15 protein-coding genes are annotated in these 16,681 nt (G+C 40.2%); 11 read left to right on the plus strand and 4 right to left on the minus strand.

All coding sequences use genetic code 11. The features are described 5' to 3' along the window. Nucleotides 1-70: 70 nt before the first annotated feature. Nucleotides 71-913, minus strand: a complete 843-nt coding sequence (gene fghA, locus PTRA_RS07535; protein WP_058373299.1) for an S-formylglutathione hydrolase — start codon at nucleotides 911-913, stop codon at nucleotides 71-73. 58 nt (nucleotides 914-971) lie between these two features. After that, a complete protein-coding gene (locus tag PTRA_RS07540) occupies nucleotides 972-2,093 on the minus strand; it encodes an S-(hydroxymethyl)glutathione dehydrogenase/class III alcohol dehydrogenase (protein WP_058373300.1) in 1,122 nt (373 codons plus the stop codon). Nucleotides 2,094-2,222: 129 nt separating this feature from the next. Between PTRA_RS07540 and PTRA_RS07545 the strand changes: the two genes are divergently transcribed. The 7 genes from PTRA_RS07545 to hflX all read left to right on the plus strand — a co-directional run bounded on the left by PTRA_RS07545 (nucleotide 2,223) and on the right by hflX (nucleotide 10,325). Further along, nucleotides 2,223-3,095, plus strand: coding sequence for a LysR family transcriptional regulator (locus PTRA_RS07545; protein ID WP_197182014.1), 873 nt, complete (start codon nucleotides 2,223-2,225; stop codon nucleotides 3,093-3,095). A 138-nt stretch (nucleotides 3,096-3,233) separates the two neighbouring features. Beyond that, nucleotides 3,234-4,451: a lipoprotein-releasing ABC transporter permease subunit gene (locus PTRA_RS07550; protein ID WP_058374559.1), complete on the plus strand. Its 1,218-nt coding sequence runs from the start codon at nucleotides 3,234-3,236 to the stop codon at nucleotides 4,449-4,451. Beyond that, on the plus strand, nucleotides 4,444-5,142 hold the full coding sequence (gene lolD / locus PTRA_RS07555; protein WP_058373302.1) for a lipoprotein-releasing ABC transporter ATP-binding protein LolD: 699 nt from the start codon (nucleotides 4,444-4,446) through the stop codon (nucleotides 5,140-5,142). Before PTRA_RS07550 ends, lolD begins: the two co-directional genes overlap by 8 nt. Continuing rightward, complete coding sequence (locus PTRA_RS07560; protein WP_058374560.1) at nucleotides 5,132-6,376, plus strand: lipoprotein-releasing ABC transporter permease subunit; 1,245 nt, start codon at nucleotides 5,132-5,134, stop codon at nucleotides 6,374-6,376. Before lolD ends, PTRA_RS07560 begins: the two co-directional genes overlap by 11 nt. A 134-nt stretch (nucleotides 6,377-6,510) precedes the next feature. Continuing rightward, nucleotides 6,511-6,984: a YehS family protein gene (locus PTRA_RS07565; protein WP_058373303.1), complete on the plus strand. Its 474-nt coding sequence runs from the start codon at nucleotides 6,511-6,513 to the stop codon at nucleotides 6,982-6,984. 433 nt (nucleotides 6,985-7,417) lie between these two features. Further along, complete coding sequence (gdhA, locus tag PTRA_RS07570) at nucleotides 7,418-8,770, plus strand: NADP-specific glutamate dehydrogenase (RefSeq protein ID WP_058373304.1); 1,353 nt, start codon at nucleotides 7,418-7,420, stop codon at nucleotides 8,768-8,770. A 208-nt stretch (nucleotides 8,771-8,978) separates the two neighbouring features. Further along, on the plus strand, nucleotides 8,979-10,325 hold the full coding sequence (hflX, locus tag PTRA_RS07575) for a GTPase HflX (RefSeq protein ID WP_058373305.1): 1,347 nt from the start codon (nucleotides 8,979-8,981) through the stop codon (nucleotides 10,323-10,325). 65 nt (nucleotides 10,326-10,390) lie between these two features. On the opposite strand, the gene PTRA_RS07580 is transcribed toward hflX, so the two are convergent. Continuing rightward, nucleotides 10,391-12,124, minus strand: a complete 1,734-nt coding sequence (locus tag PTRA_RS07580; RefSeq protein ID WP_058373306.1) for an AMP-binding protein — start codon at nucleotides 12,122-12,124, stop codon at nucleotides 10,391-10,393. Nucleotides 12,125-12,307: 183 nt separating this feature from the next. Then, on the minus strand, nucleotides 12,308-12,754 hold the full coding sequence (locus PTRA_RS07585) for a DUF3010 family protein (protein ID WP_011328076.1): 447 nt from the start codon (nucleotides 12,752-12,754) through the stop codon (nucleotides 12,308-12,310). Nucleotides 12,755-13,136: 382 nt separating this feature from the next. Here PTRA_RS07585 and thrS point away from each other — a divergent pair, with 382 nt between their 5' ends. The 4 genes from thrS (at nucleotide 13,137) to rplT (ending at nucleotide 16,460) form a co-directional block, all read left to right on the plus strand. Further along, nucleotides 13,137-15,047, plus strand: a complete 1,911-nt coding sequence (gene thrS, locus PTRA_RS07590; protein ID WP_058373307.1) for a threonine--tRNA ligase — start codon at nucleotides 13,137-13,139, stop codon at nucleotides 15,045-15,047. 61 nt (nucleotides 15,048-15,108) lie between these two features. Then, on the plus strand, nucleotides 15,109-15,669 hold the full coding sequence (infC, locus tag PTRA_RS07595; RefSeq protein ID WP_080516827.1) for a translation initiation factor IF-3: 561 nt from the start codon (nucleotides 15,109-15,111) through the stop codon (nucleotides 15,667-15,669). A gap of 212 nt (nucleotides 15,670-15,881) precedes the next feature. After that, entirely contained in the window at nucleotides 15,882-16,082 is a 201-nt protein-coding gene (rpmI, locus tag PTRA_RS07600; protein WP_004587840.1) for a 50S ribosomal protein L35, read from the plus strand. A 15-nt stretch (nucleotides 16,083-16,097) separates the two neighbouring features. Continuing rightward, nucleotides 16,098-16,460 carry a 50S ribosomal protein L20 gene (gene rplT / locus PTRA_RS07605; RefSeq protein WP_011328079.1) on the plus strand — a complete coding sequence of 121 codons (363 nt, stop codon included), beginning with the start codon at nucleotides 16,098-16,100 and terminating at the stop codon, nucleotides 16,458-16,460. Nucleotides 16,461-16,681 lie beyond the last annotated feature (221 nt).

The raw sequence follows: 16,681 nt of genomic DNA on the forward strand, positions 1-16,681 counted from the left end.
TTTTTAATAGTTTAAAATAATGTGTAGAGGGTTATAGCTCTACACATTATTACTGCAAACAATAATATTATTATGCAGACAAATACTGATGATGAAATACCAAGTGCTGATCAATAAAGCTACTGATAAAGAAGTAACTATGATCATACCCGGTTTGCATTTCTAGGGTCAGTGGGTAATCTTTTTGCTTTGCAACAGCCACTAAATTTTGTGGCTTTAATTGCTCGTCTAAAAAGTTATCGGCATCGCCTTGGCTCACTAACATTGGCAAGTAATTATTTTGCTCAGCTTTAGCCATTAATTTGCAGGTGTCGTATTGTGCCCACGTAGTTTTATCGGCTCCTAAATAACCCGTAAACGCTTTAACGCCCCATGGGCAATTAATAGGGTTTACTATAGGGCTAAATGCCGAAGCACTAACATAATCCTGTGGGTTTTTAAGAGCGATCATCAACGCACCATGGCCGCCCATTGAATGACCACTAATTGCTTTTTTGCTAGTCACTGGAAAGTGCTGCTCTATAAGCGCGGGTAATTCATTCACTACGTAGTCGTACATATTAAAGTGAGTGTTGTAAGGGGCTTGTGTCGCGTTAACATAAAACCCAGCGCCTTGAGCAAAATCGTAGCTGTCTTCGTTAGGAACATTATCTCCACGAGGGCTAGTGTCGGGTGCCACAATAGCAATACCTAGTTCAGCTGCTTTTTTGAATGCGCCTGCTTTTTGCATAAAGTTTTCGTCGGTGCAGGTTAAACCTGAAAGCCAATAGAGTACTGGTACTTTATTGCTTTCGCTAGCGCCGGGTGGTAAAAAAACGGCAAAACGCATAGTACAATGAGTGCTTACAGCGCTGTGCGTATATTGTTTATGCCAACCACCGGCTACTTTTACACTTGAGATATTTTCTAACATGATAATCCTCAAAAGCCGCTTATATCCACACAGTGAATACAAGCGATTGGTTTATTACTTAGTAATGAATAACGGTACGAATGCTTTTGCCTTGGTGCATTAAATCAAATGCTTCATTAATGTCTTCAAGACCCATTGTGTGGGTAATAAAGTCATTTAGTGCAAACTCGCCAGCCATGTAACGTTCTACAATTTCAGGTAGTTGTGAGCGGCCTTTAACGCCACCAAATGCGCTACCACGCCATACACGCCCAGTAACCAATTGGAATGGACGAGTAGAGATTTCTTGGCCAGCGCCTGCTACACCAATAATTACCGACTCACCCCAACCTTTATGACAACACTCAAGTGCTGAGCGCATAACATCAACATTACCAATACATTCAAACGAGTAGTCAACGCCGCCATCGGTCATTTCAACAATTACGTCTTGAATTGGCTTATCGAAGTCTTTTGGATTAATTAAATCGGTTGCGCCAAGCTTGGTAGCTAACTCGTATTTAGAGTTGTTTATATCGATACCGATAATACGACTCGCACCGGCCATTTTTGCGCCAATAATAGCCGATAAACCTATGCCACCTAAACCGAAAATAGCCACAGTGTCGCCCGCTTTTACTTTAGCTGTGTTTGTTACTGCGCCCATACCCGTTGTTACGCCACAGCCTAGTAAGCATATTTCTTCTAAAGACGCTTCTTTGTTTACTTTAGCTAAAGAGATTTCTGGCAGTACTGTGTACTCCGAGAAAGTTGAGCAACCCATGTAGTGGTAAATTGGCTGACCGTCTTTATAAAAACGTGTTGTACCGTCTGGCATTAAGCCTTTACCTTGGGTTTCGCGCACAGCAGAACATAGATTAGTTTTGCCTGAGGTACACATTTTACATTCACCACATTCAGCAGTGTATAAAGGTATAACATGGTCGCCAATTTCTACGCTGGTTACGCCTTCGCCGATTGCATATACAACACCAGCGCCTTCGTGGCCTAAAATTGCAGGGAATATACCTTCAGGATCTTCACCCGATAATGTAAATGCATCGGTATGACATACACCAGTAGCGGTAATTTTTACCATTACTTCGCCTTTTTTAGGCATCATCACATCAACTTCTTCAACGCTAAGTGGCTGATTAGGACCCCAAGCAATAGCTGCTTTTGATTTAATAAATTCTGACATGTGCTTATCCTTTATAGTGGGTAGATAATAATTGTAGACCCAATTTGCTTGGGTGATGTAGCTATTGTATTTGTTTCTCAAATAATGATAATCTCAATTTTATTAAAACACTTTTTCAGAACTGTAACAATGGCACGATGGGATGGAATAGACGAGTTTATTGCGGTAGGTGAAGAGGGTAGTTTTACCGCCGCAGGCAAAGCAATTGGGTTGTCGGTTGCGCATATTAGCCGCCATGTTAGTGCGCTTGAACAACGCTTAAATACACAGTTACTAACACGCACAACGCGTAAAGTGGTTTTGACCAAAGAAGGTGAGGTGTTTTTACACCAAATAAAGCATTTACAACATGCAATGGATGATGCCACGCAAAGTTTAGCGCAACAGCAAAGTACGCCAAAAGGTAAAATTAACCTAACAGCCCCGGTAATGTATGGCGAGAGCTTTATTATGCCAATAGTGCATAATTTTATGCACGATCACCCCGATGTAGAAGTTGTTGCTACGCTCAGTAATGAGCAAGAGAACTTATTAGAAGGTGGTTTTGATCTGGCTATTAGGCTGGGGCATTTAAAAGACTCGAGCTTAAAAGCACGGCGCTTAAGTGCACGACGCTTTATTATGTGTTGTGCCCCAGACTATTTAACCCGATTTGGCGAGCCACACACATTAGGCGAACTTACAAATCATCAATGTTTAGTGGGTAATAGTCGTTATTGGCGGGTAAACGAAGGCGGGCGCGAAAAACATATTAAAATAGCTGGGCGACTGCATTGTAATAGTGGCTGGGCGTTGGTAGATGGCGCTAAAAAAGGCTTAGGGATTATTCAGCTTCCCAATTACTACATTGAAAACGAGTTAAAAACAGGGCAACTAGTGCCTATTTTAACATCCTATCAGCCGCTGCAAGAAGGCGTATGGGGGGTGTATCCGCCTCGCCAGTTTGTGGCAACCAATGTAAGGGTGCTACTTGATTATTTAGTCGCAGGGCTAAAAACTTAATAGCGAGTTAATAACTTAATTTTTATTTTAGCCAAGTATCAGATTTTTAAATGTTTATTACATTTAGTGGCATACCCAAGTACGGATTATTCGTGTTATTATAAATTACTATTTTTAGGATAAGTGTTTAAAAACAATATGTTTCAACCGGTTAGTTTGTTTATTGGACTTAGATATAGTCGCTCCTCAAAAGGGAATGCGTTTATTTCATTTATCTCGTTTTTTTCTATTGCCGGTATTGCGATTGGCTTAATGGCATTATTTACTGTCAGCTCAGTAATGAATGGCTTTGAAAGTAGCTTAAAAACCAATATGCTTGGGCTTATTCCGCACGTTGAAGTACAAGCAAATAAGCGTACTGCAGCGCAAATGAGTAGTTTAAAAGCAGATCTTGAACAATCTCCTTATGTAAGTACTGTAAGCCTTTATCAGCATGGTGAAGCCATATTACAAACCAATAAAGATTTACACGGTGTGTTGCTGCAAGGCTTGTATGGCGATGACGGCTCACTTTATAAAATTACCGATAAAATAGTACAAGGGAATTGGCAAACGGTGCTTAATAAAAACTATAGCATTGCCATTAGCCGCTACCTGAGCCGTAAATTAGGTGTTGGCTTGGGAGATAAGCTGCGGGTTATTATGCCAAATGCTTCTACCTATACACCGCTTGGACGTATGCCTAGCCAACGTTTGTTTAAAATAGCGGCCATTTACGAAACCGGCTCTGAAATTGACATGGGACTGGCTTTTACCAGTGGTACGTCGTTGCAACGCGTATTAAAGCTGGATCAAAACACCGCACCTAATTTAAGTATTTCTTTGTATGAACCCTTTGCATTGGATGAATTTATACAGGCCAGCACACTTATATTAAAAGATCATACCTATACAGATTGGCGCAGCAGCCAAGGCACATTATTTGCTGCTGTAGCAATGGAAAAACGGATTATGTCGATGTTATTAGGGCTTATTGTGTTGGTTGCGGTATTTAATATTGTGTCTGCGCTAACTATGATGGTAAGTGAAAAACAAGGCGAAGTCGCTATTTTACAAACTTTGGGTTTAACACCATCGCAAGTACAAAAAGTGTTTATGGTGCAAGGGCTTTATAATGGCGTGATTGGCACCGCAGTAGGGGCATTTTTAGGTGTATTACTTAGTTTATATATTAATGAGTTATTAGCATTAGTAGGATTAAATTTGATGGCAGGTATAGAGCTGCCAGTAAAATTTGATGTACCAAGCCTAATTGTTATCGCTTGTTCGAGTATTGCTATGAGCTTTTTAGCCACTGTTTACCCTGCGCGCAAAGCCGCAAAAGTAAAACCAGCCGAGGTATTGCGTTATGAATGATTTAGTTATTAGTTGTGAAAATTTAAACAAAGTTTATCAAGATGGTAGTAACCAAGTTGCAGTATTAAAAGGGGTTAATTTAGCCCTGCAACAAGGTGAAATGCTGGCGATAGTGGGCAGCTCTGGTTCGGGTAAAAGTACCTTATTGCATATACTCGGTACGCTCGATACTGCAACCTCTGGCAGTGCTAAAATTAAAAATCAAGAAGTGGCTAAGCTCTCTCGTACAGAGCAAGCGGCATTTAGAAATAAAAACTTAGGCTTTATTTATCAATTTCATCATTTACTTATGGAGTTTAGTGCGGTAGAAAATGTAGCCATGCCGCTTTTAATTAAAGGACTAAGTGCTAAAGCTGCGAAAGTAGCTGCATTAGAAATGCTTGAAAAAGTGGGCCTAGCGCATCGCAGCTCTCATAAGCCGTCGGCACTGTCTGGCGGTGAGCGCCAACGAGTGGCAATTGCGCGCGCGCTCGTTACTAAACCGGCATTAGTGCTTGCTGATGAGCCAACCGGTAATTTAGATAAACAAAACGCGATTAAAATATACGACTTAATAAATGAGCTTAATAAAAGTTTAAATACTAGCTTTGTGGTGGTAACTCACGATTTAGAGCTGGCCGACAAGCTCGGTAAAATAGCTTATTTAGATGATGGCAAACTTACAATTAAAGAGTCGCAACATGTTGCTTAGTGCGTTTATAAGTAAACGCTTTAGAGCGTATTCTGGTCATAAAGATGAAAAAAATGGTTTTGTAAGCTTTATAGCTAAAGCATCTACTGTGGGTATTTTATTGGGCGTTGCGGTTTTAATCGTTGCGCTGTCGGTAATAAATGGCTTTGAGCAGCAATTAGTGCATCGCCTATTAAGCGTAGTACCACAGGTTGAATATGTAGCGCCTAATAGGCCAATTGCTAATTGGCCACAAAAAGTTGAGCAGCTGCAACAGCAAGATCATGTAACCGGCGCTGCGCCATTTATTGCCGTTAACGGTATGGCGCAATTTAAAAGCCAATTAAAAGCAGTAGAAATACGCGGAGTTGAGCCTTCATTGGAGGGGAGCGTGTCGGCTATTAATCAATTTACCAAAGGCAAGTTGGTGAGCCAGCTTGGTATTGATGAAGTTATTTTAGGCAAACAAATAGTAAACCAGCTCGATGCCAGCGTGGGCGATAGTATTACCTTACTTATTCCTCAAATAGCTCAGCAAGGGCAGTCGTTATTAGCGCCTAAGCGAGTAACGCTGTTACTTGCAGGTATTGTTGAAATGGGTGGACCAATAGACAGCACAGCTGCATTTATCCACCTTAATAAAGCGCAGCAAACATTAGGTTACGATGAAAGCCAAGTAACGGGGCTTCGCTTAAGCGTTGATGACGTATTTACCGCGCACCAAATAGCGCTACGGGTGGGGCAAACCCTAGACGACTATGTATACATTTCTAGCTGGTTTAGAACGCAAGGCAGCTTATACCAAGATATACAAATGGTGCGTACCATAGTTTATATTGTGGTGTTTTTAATTATAGCAGTGGCGAGTTTTAATATTGTGTCGTCTTTGGTAATGGAAGTACGCGAAAAACAAGGCAATATTGCTATTTTAAAAACCATGGGCGCAAAAGACAGTACCATTTTAGCTACCTTTGTAATGCAGGGTTTAACGCAAGCTTTTGTGGGTGTGGTATTAGGCAGCTTAATTGGCGTAGTACTGGCAATCAATATTAGCGAATTATTTACTTGGCTCAGCCAGCTGTTTGGCGCAAACCCACTCCAAGGGGTTTATTTTATAGAGTTTTTACCCAGTAAGTTAGTGTGGCAAGATATTGTGGTAACAGTTGCTGTTACTTTTATTTTAGCGGCGTTAGCTACTATTTACCCTGCGTGGCAAGCAACAAGAGTTGACCCTGCAAAGGTGTTGGGTAATTAACGGCATTGGTAGCGTGTGTGCTACCAAATAAAAACTAATAGGGCAGTATTGGCAAGTCTGTTAAACTAGGGCGCTTATTTACAAGCTAACAATAACTAACCATTGGGTTAGCATTTACTACTCTGGGATTTACTTTGACAAATAACGATATTTTACGCCGCATTCGCTACACTTTTAATTTAACCGACACCGCTATGGTAAATGTTTTTGCTGCAGCTGAGCATACGGTTACTACAGAGCAAGTAATTGCTTGGTTAACTAAAGAAGGCGAAGAAGCTTACACTGAAATAAGTGATACAGAGTTTGCAACTTTTTTAAATGGTTTTATTAATACTCAACGTGGTAAGCGCGAAGGCGAGCAACCTGTTCCTGAGAGCAAACTAAATAACAATATTATTTTTATGAAGCTGCGTATTGCCTTAAATATGAAAGCGGAAGATGTAATTGCGACGCTGGCACTCGTTGACTTTAATTTGAGTAAACATGAACTAAGCGCATTTTCTCGTAAAGTAGATAACAAGCACTACCGTGTATGTAATAATCAGGTACTTCGTTTATTTTTAACGGGTGTACAACAGCAGGTTCGTCCAGAAAGCCCTGCTGAGTAAGCAAAGTAAAACTATTACTCTTTCAAAACGCTAAAACAGCCCTTGTTTTAGCGTTTTGTTGTTTTTAAGTTAAATATTTTTCAACTTATTGCACACCGACTTTAAAATTGTTCAATACCGCTTAATAAACTAGCAATTGAATGAGATCATTTAAATATCAAGCAATTACCTCCTTCTTTAGTTATTTGTTTAGTTTTAGCAACTGCGCACTGTATTTTTATATTGTTAAAGTGAATAAAAATGCGCCGCATCGCTGTTTTATTTTTAAACAACAGTAAAATAATTCAACATGAATGACGTGCAACACGACTCTTTCTAATGGTAAGGTATATGAAAATTATGATTTTAAAATAGATTTATATTCAAAAAACAAACTCAATCATACTTACCCGAATTCTCAAATTTTAAAAATAGCTTACACGGAAGAATAATTATGAATTATATACATAGTACGATAGCTCAATTAAAGCAAACGAGCCCTGCGCAAAGTGAGTTTTATCAAGCTGTTGAAGAAGTACTAGAATCGTTAGAGCCTCTTTTTGCAAAAACTACAAATTATCAAAAAGAAGCCATTATAGAAAGAATGGTAGAGCCAGAGCGTCAATTAATGTTTCGTGTACCTTGGGTTGATGACGAAGGTAATATTCAAGTAAATAAAGGCTATCGCATTGAATTTAGCTCAACCTTGGGCCCATATAAGGGGGGCTTGCGTTTTCACCCGAGTGTTAATGCCAGCATTATTAAGTTTTTGGGCTTTGAGCAAGTGTTTAAAAACTCATTAACCGGCCTACCTATTGGTGGTGGTAAAGGCGGTGCTAACTTTGATCCAAAAGGGCGCTCAGACGGTGAAATAATGCGTTTTTGCCAATCATTTATGAACGAGTTATACCGCCACATTGGCCCAACTACCGATGTACCTGCAGGGGATATTGGTGTTGGTGCACGCGAAATTGGTTATTTATTTGGCCAATACAAGCGTTTAACAGGGCGTTACGATGGTGTATTAACCGGTAAAAGCTTAATGTGGGGTGGCTCGTTAGTTCGTAAAGAAGCAACTGGCTATGGCGCAGTGTACTTTGCAAACTACATGCTGCAAAACCGCGATGATAGCTTAGCAGGAAAACGTTGTTTAATTTCGGGCTCGGGTAATGTTGCTATTTATGCGATGGAAAAACTGTATCAATTAAATGCAAAACCAATTACCTGTAGTGATTCTCGCGGTACGTTATTTCATGACGCGGGTATTGATTTAACACTTATTAAAGAGTTAAAAGAGCAGCAACGTGGTTGTTTAAGTAAATATAAAGAAAGCTACCCAGAAGCCACTTATATTGCTCGTGCAGATTATCCAGAAGATGGGCATGCAGTGTGGCGCTTTAAAGCCGATGCTGCGTTCCCGTGTGCCACTCAAAATGAGTTAACTCAAGCCGATGCAAAAGTGCTGTTAAGCAATGGCTGTATTTTGGTGAGTGAAGGCGCAAACATGCCTTCGACCAAAGACGCGATTGACTGCTTTATTAAAGCCAAAATAGCTTACGGCCCAGGTAAAGCCGCTAATGCGGGCGGTGTTGCAACCAGCCAATTAGAAATGGCGCAAAATGCCAGTATGCAAAGCTGGACTTTTGAAGAAGTGGATGCAAAATTACAACACATAATGAAAAACATTTTTAATATTGCGAACGAAACCGCAGCAGAGTTTGGCCAACCTACTAACCTGTTACTTGGCGCTAATATTGCTGGTTTTCGCCGTGTTGCCGATGCAATGATAGAGCAAGGCGTGGTTTAATTTAAATAGTTTAGAGCAATTGCAGCTCATTGCTGTGAGAGTCTGTACTTAAAAACACCCCATAAATTTAGCTATTTATGGGGTGTTTTATTTAAATAACCGCTTAAGTTAGTTATAACGCTATAAAGCCAAGCTATAACAGCGTAGGATCAGGCCACTTTCGAATGAAAATAGGTTTGCACTTCGCGGTGCATTAACATAAAAAACTATGCAACTAACTGCAAAAGCATCACTTCCTAACGCATTACTTATTTCTATTAGTACACCTCACTTTAAAGGCGATGAAGCAACTGAGTCGCTTGCAGAGTTGGCACGCCTAGTTACCACTCTTGGCTTTAAAGTAGTTGGCACACAATCACAAAAGCAAAGTTCTACCCAAAAAGTAAATGTACTTGGCTCAGGCAAACTGGCTGAAATAGCGCACCTTACTGGTAATAAAGGTTCTGCTGCAGATGAGGATGAAAACTTTCTTGATGACGATCCATTATCCGACATGCCGTCAGAAATTCCATCAGACGGTTTAGATTTTGCTTGTGCCGATGTTGTCGTTTTTGACTGCGATTTAACGCCTTCTCAACTACGTAATGTTGAGAACCAGTTAGGTGTGGAAGTATTTGACCGCACCGGCATAATTATTGAAATATTTAGCCGCCATGCGCGTACTAAAACAGCAAAATTACAAGTTGAAATTGCTCGCCTTAACTATGTAGCGCCGCGTCTGCGTGAAACATCTACCGGCGATAAAGAACGCCAAATGGGTAAGGGCGCAGGTGAGACAACGCTTGAACTTAACCGTCGTAAAGTACGCGACCAATTAGCCGAGTTAAAGCGTGAACTGGTAAATGTTCAAGATGTAATGATGGACAGACGAGAGCAGCGCTCAGAGCTATTTTCGGTTGCTTTGATTGGTTATACCAATGCGGGCAAGTCGTCGATGATGCGCGCAATTACGGGCAGTGATGTAGAGGGCGAAAACAAACTTTTTGCTACGCTGGACACCACAGTTCGTGCTTTGTATCCAATAACGCAACCACGTATATTGATATCAGATACAGTTGGCTTTATTAAAAAATTACCGCATGACTTAGTTGCTTCATTTCATTCAACTTTAGCCGAGGCACATGATGCGTCGTTATTGTTATATGTAGTTGATGCCTCGGATGCGTCTTTTCGCTCACAACTAGATGTAGTGCATAATGTATTGGCAGAAGTGGGCGTACAAGGTAGTAAAAAGTTGTTAGTACTTAACAAGTCAGACCAACTTAGCGATGAGCAACAACAAGCATTAATGGCTGAATTTCCTGATGCTATGATGACATCAACACGTAACCCAGCTGATATAGCTAAATTACATAAATACATTGTTGATACAGCACAAAGCGACATGATTGAAGAAGAGGTTATTATTCCTTATACCGCCAAAGGTATAGTGGGTGAAATTCGCTCGAGCATGAGTGTCATTAAAGAAGAATATGAATATAGCCATATTAAGCTCACCGTGCGCTCCAACGCGATTGACTTAGAAAGGCTAAAAAAGCGTATGCTTAATTTATAGTTAGTGCACGTTTGCTATAATAAAAGCACAGCCCAAAACAGGCTGTGCTTTTTTAAAACTGATAATTATGAAAACGCTTTTTCTGCTAACTCTTCTTGCATTTGTTCTCGCATTTTAAACTTTTGCAGTTTACCGGTTACCGTCATAGGGTAATTTTCAACAAAACGAATATGGCGCGGTACTTTAAAATAAGCTAGTTTGTCTTTTAAAAACAACCGTATTTGTGCTTCGTCTAGTTGTGCATCTTCTTTGGGTTGGATCCAGGCGCATACTTCTTCACCGTATTTTTCGTCGCTAATACCAAATATAGCGGCATCTTGAACACCTGGGTAGGTATAAAGCACTTCTTCTATTTCGCGGGGATAAATATTTTCACCGCCGCGAATTATCATGTCTTTAATGCGGCCAACAATACTAACAAAGCCTTCGCTATCCATTACCCCTAAGTCGCCAGAATGCAGCCAACCATCTTGATCTATGGTCGCTTTGGTTTTTTCTTCATCGTTCCAGTAGCAACGCATAATTCCTGCGCCGCGACTACATACCTCACCCGATAGCCCCACGGGTTGAATGTTACCTAGCTCATCAATTATTTTAACTTCGGTATGCGCTAATGCACGGCCTACTGTCGTTACTTGGCGCTCAATAGATGAGTCGGTTTCAGTAATATTATTAATAGGGCTGCATTCAGTTTGGCCATATGCAATAACTACTTCGTGCATATTCATTAAAGTTTGTACTTTGCGCATTACTTGCTCGGGGCAGGTAGAGCCGGCCATTACACCAGTGCGTAATGTACTTAAGTCGTAATCATTAAAGTTACTTAATTCAAGCTCACTAATAAACATGGTCGGTACACCATGCAGTGCTGTACAGCCCTCATTTTGTACTACTTCGAGAGTTGTTTTCGGATCAAATGCATCCCCAGGATAAACGGCTGTAGCGCCTTTGCTCATAGACACTAAACTGCCAAGTACCATACCAAAGCAATGATAAAGTGGCACAGGTATGCATATTTTATCTTTATTGGTAATGTGCATGGCTTCACCAACAAATAATGCATTATTTAAAATGTTTTTGTGAGTAAGCGTTGCCCCTTTGGGGTTGCCAGTGGTGCCAGACGTAAATTGAATATTGATATCTTGATTGCAATTAAGGGTAGCGGCTACTGAATCTAACTGCTGTTTATGCTCTTGAGTTGCAAGTGCGGTTACTTCAGCGAATGAAAACATACCAGGGCTTGCTTCATCACCAATTCTAATCACGTTTTTAAGCGTGGGAAGAGCAGCGGCATTAAGCTGCCCTTTTTCGCACTCTGCTAGCTCTGGCGCTAAACTTTGTAGCATTTTCAGATAGTTACTGCCTTTAAATTCTGAAGCGGTAATTAAGGTAGTGCACTCAACGCTGTTTAAAGCGTACTGCAATTCGCTGGGGCGATAAGCTGGATTTACACATACCATAATTGCGCCAATTTTAGCGGTAGCGAACTGAGTTAAACACCATTGAATGTTATTTGGCGACCAAATGCCCACTCTTTCACCTGGCTTAATACCCAGTGCTAGTAAGCCCATTGCTAATTGGTTTACTTGATGTTGAAACTCTTTATAGCTCAAGCGTATATTTTGATGGTGTACAACCACGGCTAATGCGTCGGGGGCATTGTCGACAATGCTGTCGAAGTAGTCACCTATGGTTTGCTTGGTTAATGGGGTGCTTTGTATTCCTTTAAAATAACTCTGCAATAGCGGCATATGGTTTATTTTTTCTATTTCTTTAACCGCTTTTGTTGTTACATTCATGTCATTCTCCGTATCAGTAGATATGAATAGCTTGAATGATAAATAAACACATATTGTCGACAAAGGGAAGAGGGGTAGACTAATGTCTTAGGTTTGTTGCTGAAAATGAAATAAGTAAAAATAAAGCAAAAAAAAACGCGCCTTACACTGTAAGTACGCGCTTTTAGCAATTACTAAATGAGGTTACATTTCGTCGCTGCGGTAAGTTTTTTTCATAATATAAACGTAAGCGTTTACAAAAGCATTTTCTTGATACTTTTTAAGACCGGTATCCTCAAAATCAATAGGGATAGGGTTGCGCTTAACTTGCTCTTTAATTTCGGTTGTTGTAAATAATTTTACATCAAGGTTTTCGATTAGCTGAATCGCGGTTTCCATTTTAAAACCATTAGCACTACCAGCAAACTTACCTTTTGGAGCACGTTGACGTATTGCTACAGAATCAATTTGGTAATCTTGCATTAGCTTGGCAAAATCAAACTGAAACTTGCGCATTACTTCTGTGTCGTTACCGTTACCTAAGGTAAAGCGTGTTTGGCGCACGTCGCGAATATCAAATACGTCATTATCTTTACTTAAAATACAAAGTAGTACATCACTACCGGTAATATCTACACCACATGTTCTCATGTCTATTCTCTAATATAACTTAATTACCCAGTATTATACGCAACATCTATTAAATTGCGAGAGTAAGCACTTAAGTCTGTTGTAAATTTAACGGCGATTAGATTTATTATATTGATGTTATAAAATCGGCGCTAAAACATTATTAATTTAGCCTTTATAACAAAATAGCAGGTGTTTTAGCCGCTTTAAACTTGTAATTAGTAGCGTTGCACGCGACAATATCTTTTTTGTAGTTGAGCAGACTCAGCATCTACATTAGCTAAATTTGGCGAAAAATAGTCAATGCTTATTCGTAAGAGCGTTGTCGAGTCATTCTCATTTAATTAATTTAAAAAATACACGTGATACATTGTAGGTGTCACCACTGTAGCAAGGATTTATAATGCCAGTTATTACTCTCCCTGACGGAAGTCAACGTAGTTTTGAAAACCCAGTAAGTACGCTAGATGTTGCCAACGATATTGGCCCAGGGCTCGCTAAAGCGACCATTGCAGGCCGTGTTAATGGCGAGCGTGTTGATGCATGTGACCTAATAAGTGAAGATTCGCGCCTTGAAATCATCACTGCAAAAGACGACGACGGCTTAGAAATCATTCGTCACTCGTGTGCACACTTAATTGGGCATGCGGTTAAACAGCTTTTCCCAGATGCAAAAATGGCAATTGGTCCTACTATTGATAACGGCTTTTATTACGATATTGATATGGAACAATCGTTATCTCAAGATGATCTTGACGCGATTGAAAAGCGTATGTTGCAACTTGCTAAAACAAACTACGATGTAGTTAAAAAAACCGTAAACTGGCAAGAAGCACGCGATGTATTTGCAGCGCGTGGCGAAACATACAAAATAGAAATTTTGGATGAAAACATCGCTAAAGATGACCGTCCAGGGTTATATCATCACGAAGAATATGTAGACATGTGTCGTGGCCCTCACGTACCTAACATGAAATTTTGCCAAAACTTCAAAATAATGAAAGTAGCGGGTGCATATTGGCGTGGTGATTCAGAAAACAAAATGCTACAACGCATTTACGGCACAGCGTGGGGCGATAAAAAGCAACTTAAAGCGTATTTAAAACGCCTTGAAGAAGCTGAAAAGCGTGATCACCGCCGTATTGGTAAAGCACTTGATTTATGGCATTGGCAAGAAGAAGCGCCAGGCATGGTATTTTGGCACAACGATGGTTGGAGCATTTACCGTGAGCTTGAAGAGTTTGTACGTGAAAAGCTACGTGAATATGATTACGAAGAAGTAAAAGGTCCAATGATGATGGACCGTTCGTTATGGGAAAAATCAGGTCACTGGGAAAAATATGCAGATGCTATGTTTACCACAGTATCTGAAAAGCGCGAATACGCGATTAAACCAATGAACTGCCCAGGCCACGTACAAATATTTAATCAAGGTTTAAAATCGTACCGCGATTTACCACTACGTATGGCTGAATTTGGTTGTTGCCATCGTAACGAGCCATCGGGTGCACTACATGGCTTAATGCGTGTACGTGGCTTTACCCAAGATGATGCGCACATTTTCTGTACCGAAGAGCAGATAATGGACGAGGTTTCAGCGTGTATTAAGATGGTTTATGATACATATGAGACATTCGGTTTTGAAAAAATCGTGGTTAAGCTCTCAACACGTCCAGAGCAACGTATTGGTGAAGACCATATGTGGGATAAAGCAGAGCTTGCATTAGCCGAAGCGCTTAAACTAAACGAGATTGAATTTGATTACCTACCAGGTGAAGGCGCATTTTACGGCCCTAAAATTGAATTTACTTTGTACGATTGTTTAGACAGAGCGTGGCAATGTGGTACAGTGCAACTAGACTTTGCATTACCGGGTCGTTTAGGCGCAACTTATGTTGCTGAAAATAACGAACGCCGTACCCCAGTTATGATACATCGTGCTATTTTAGGTTCGATAGAACGCTTTATTGGTATTTTAACTGAAGAATACGCTGGTTTATTCCCTACGTGGCTTGCGCCAAAGCAAGTGGTAATTATGAATATTACCGATAAACAAGCCGATTATGTTAAAGAAGTTGTACAAAAATTAAATAAACTTGGAATTAGAGCCACTGCTGACTTGAGAAATGAGAAGATTGGCTTTAAAATCCGAGAGCATACACTTAAGCGTATTCCTTACTTACTTGTTGTTGGCGATAAAGAAGTTGAACAACAAGAAGTAGCAGTACGTACTCGCACAGGTGAAGACCTTGGCAAATTTAATGTTGATGACTTTGTAGCTAAAATTAGCGAAGAGATAAAAAGTCGACAATAAAAAATCGAGCGTGTAAGGCATTTACAAACAGCCAGTTACACGCTTACTATTATTGATATTCTTGGAGGAACGTACTATTAGAGGCGGCAAGAAAGGGCAACAAACAGCCCAAAAAAATCGTATTAACGAAGAAATTACAGCTCAAGAAGTTCGCTTAATTGACATTGACGGCGAGCAAGCTGGAATTCAGTCATTAAAAGACGCGCAAACTATGGCTGATGCAGCAGGTGTTGATCTTGTAGAGATTAGCCCGAACGCTGAGCCGCCTGTTTGTAGAATCATGGACTACGGTAAGTTCATCTTTGAAAAAAGCAAAGAACTAAAAGAGCAGAAGAAGAAGCAAAAGCAAATCCAGATAAAAGAAATCAAATTCCGTCCTGGTACGGATGAAGGCGATTATCAGGTTAAGCTGCGCAACTTACGTAAGTTCTTAGAAGCTGGCGATAAAGCTAAAATTACGATTCGCTTCCGTGGTCGTGAAATGGCTCACCAAGAAATTGGTATAGAATTATTAAACCGTATCAAAGGCGATTTGGAGGAGCTTGCAGTTGTTGAGTCTTTCCCTAATCGCGTTGAAGGTCGCCAAATGGTTATGATGATGGCGCCTGTTGCTAAAAAATAATTTTTAAGCGATAATACGCACCGAAAATAGCTCAGGTCTGCAAGTAATATGTAAATATTCACCTGAGTTAACCGGTTTTAAAGTAAGATTGCAGCATTTATGCTGGGTTTTCACCGGAACATGGCAGTAAGTTAGGCCTGAAAGTGGAGCTATAGCAATATATCTCACGCCTGCTTACTAATTTAAATGCAATACAATTTGGAGTTATTGCAATGGCTTATAAGCTAAAAAGTCACAGAGGCGCAGCTAAGCGTTTCAAAAAGACTGCTTCTGGCGGTTTCAAGCGTAAACAAGCGCATCTTCGTCACATTCTGACTAAGAAAACTTCTAAGCGTAAGTTACACCTACGTCCTAAGATGATGGTTCATAAAAATGACCATGGTCTAGTTTCACGTATGTTACCGTTCGCTTAATAGGGGTTTTTAGAAATGGCAAGAGTTAAACGCGGCGTTGTCGCACGTGCACGTCACAAAAAAGTTTTAAAACAAGCAAAAGGTTATTACGGAGCACGTTCACGTGTTTACCGTGTAGCTTTCCAGGCTGTTACTAAAGCGGGTCAATACGCTTACCGTGACCGTCGTGCGAAGAAACGTACTTTCCGTCAATTATGGATTGCACGTATCAATGCTGCTTCACGTCAAAATGGTCTGTCTTACAGCCGTTTTATCAGTGGTCTTAAAAAGACATCTGTAGAAATCGATCGTAAGATCCTTGCAGATATCGCTGTTTACGACCAAGTTGCATTCGCAGCGCTTGTTGAAAAAGCAAAAGAAGGCCTAGCGGCCGCTTAAGCTTTTTTATATAAGTATTAAAAAGGAGCCTATGGCTCCTTTTTTTGTGTCTGGCATATAGTCATTATTATGCAACTTGCTTTTATCATTAGTATAAACTGCATAGTAGATTGAATTTTAGTAAATTTATTGTTCCCCTTAAGAATTAGCAAACACAAACAAAGTGCTAAATGTTATTGGCTGCTTTTTTTTGTTGAATCACCGCACTTTCATCATATAAA

The sequence above is a fragment of the Pseudoalteromonas translucida KMM 520 genome, from assembly GCF_001465295.1.
GTDB lineage: Bacteria > Pseudomonadota > Gammaproteobacteria > Enterobacterales > Alteromonadaceae > Pseudoalteromonas > Pseudoalteromonas translucida.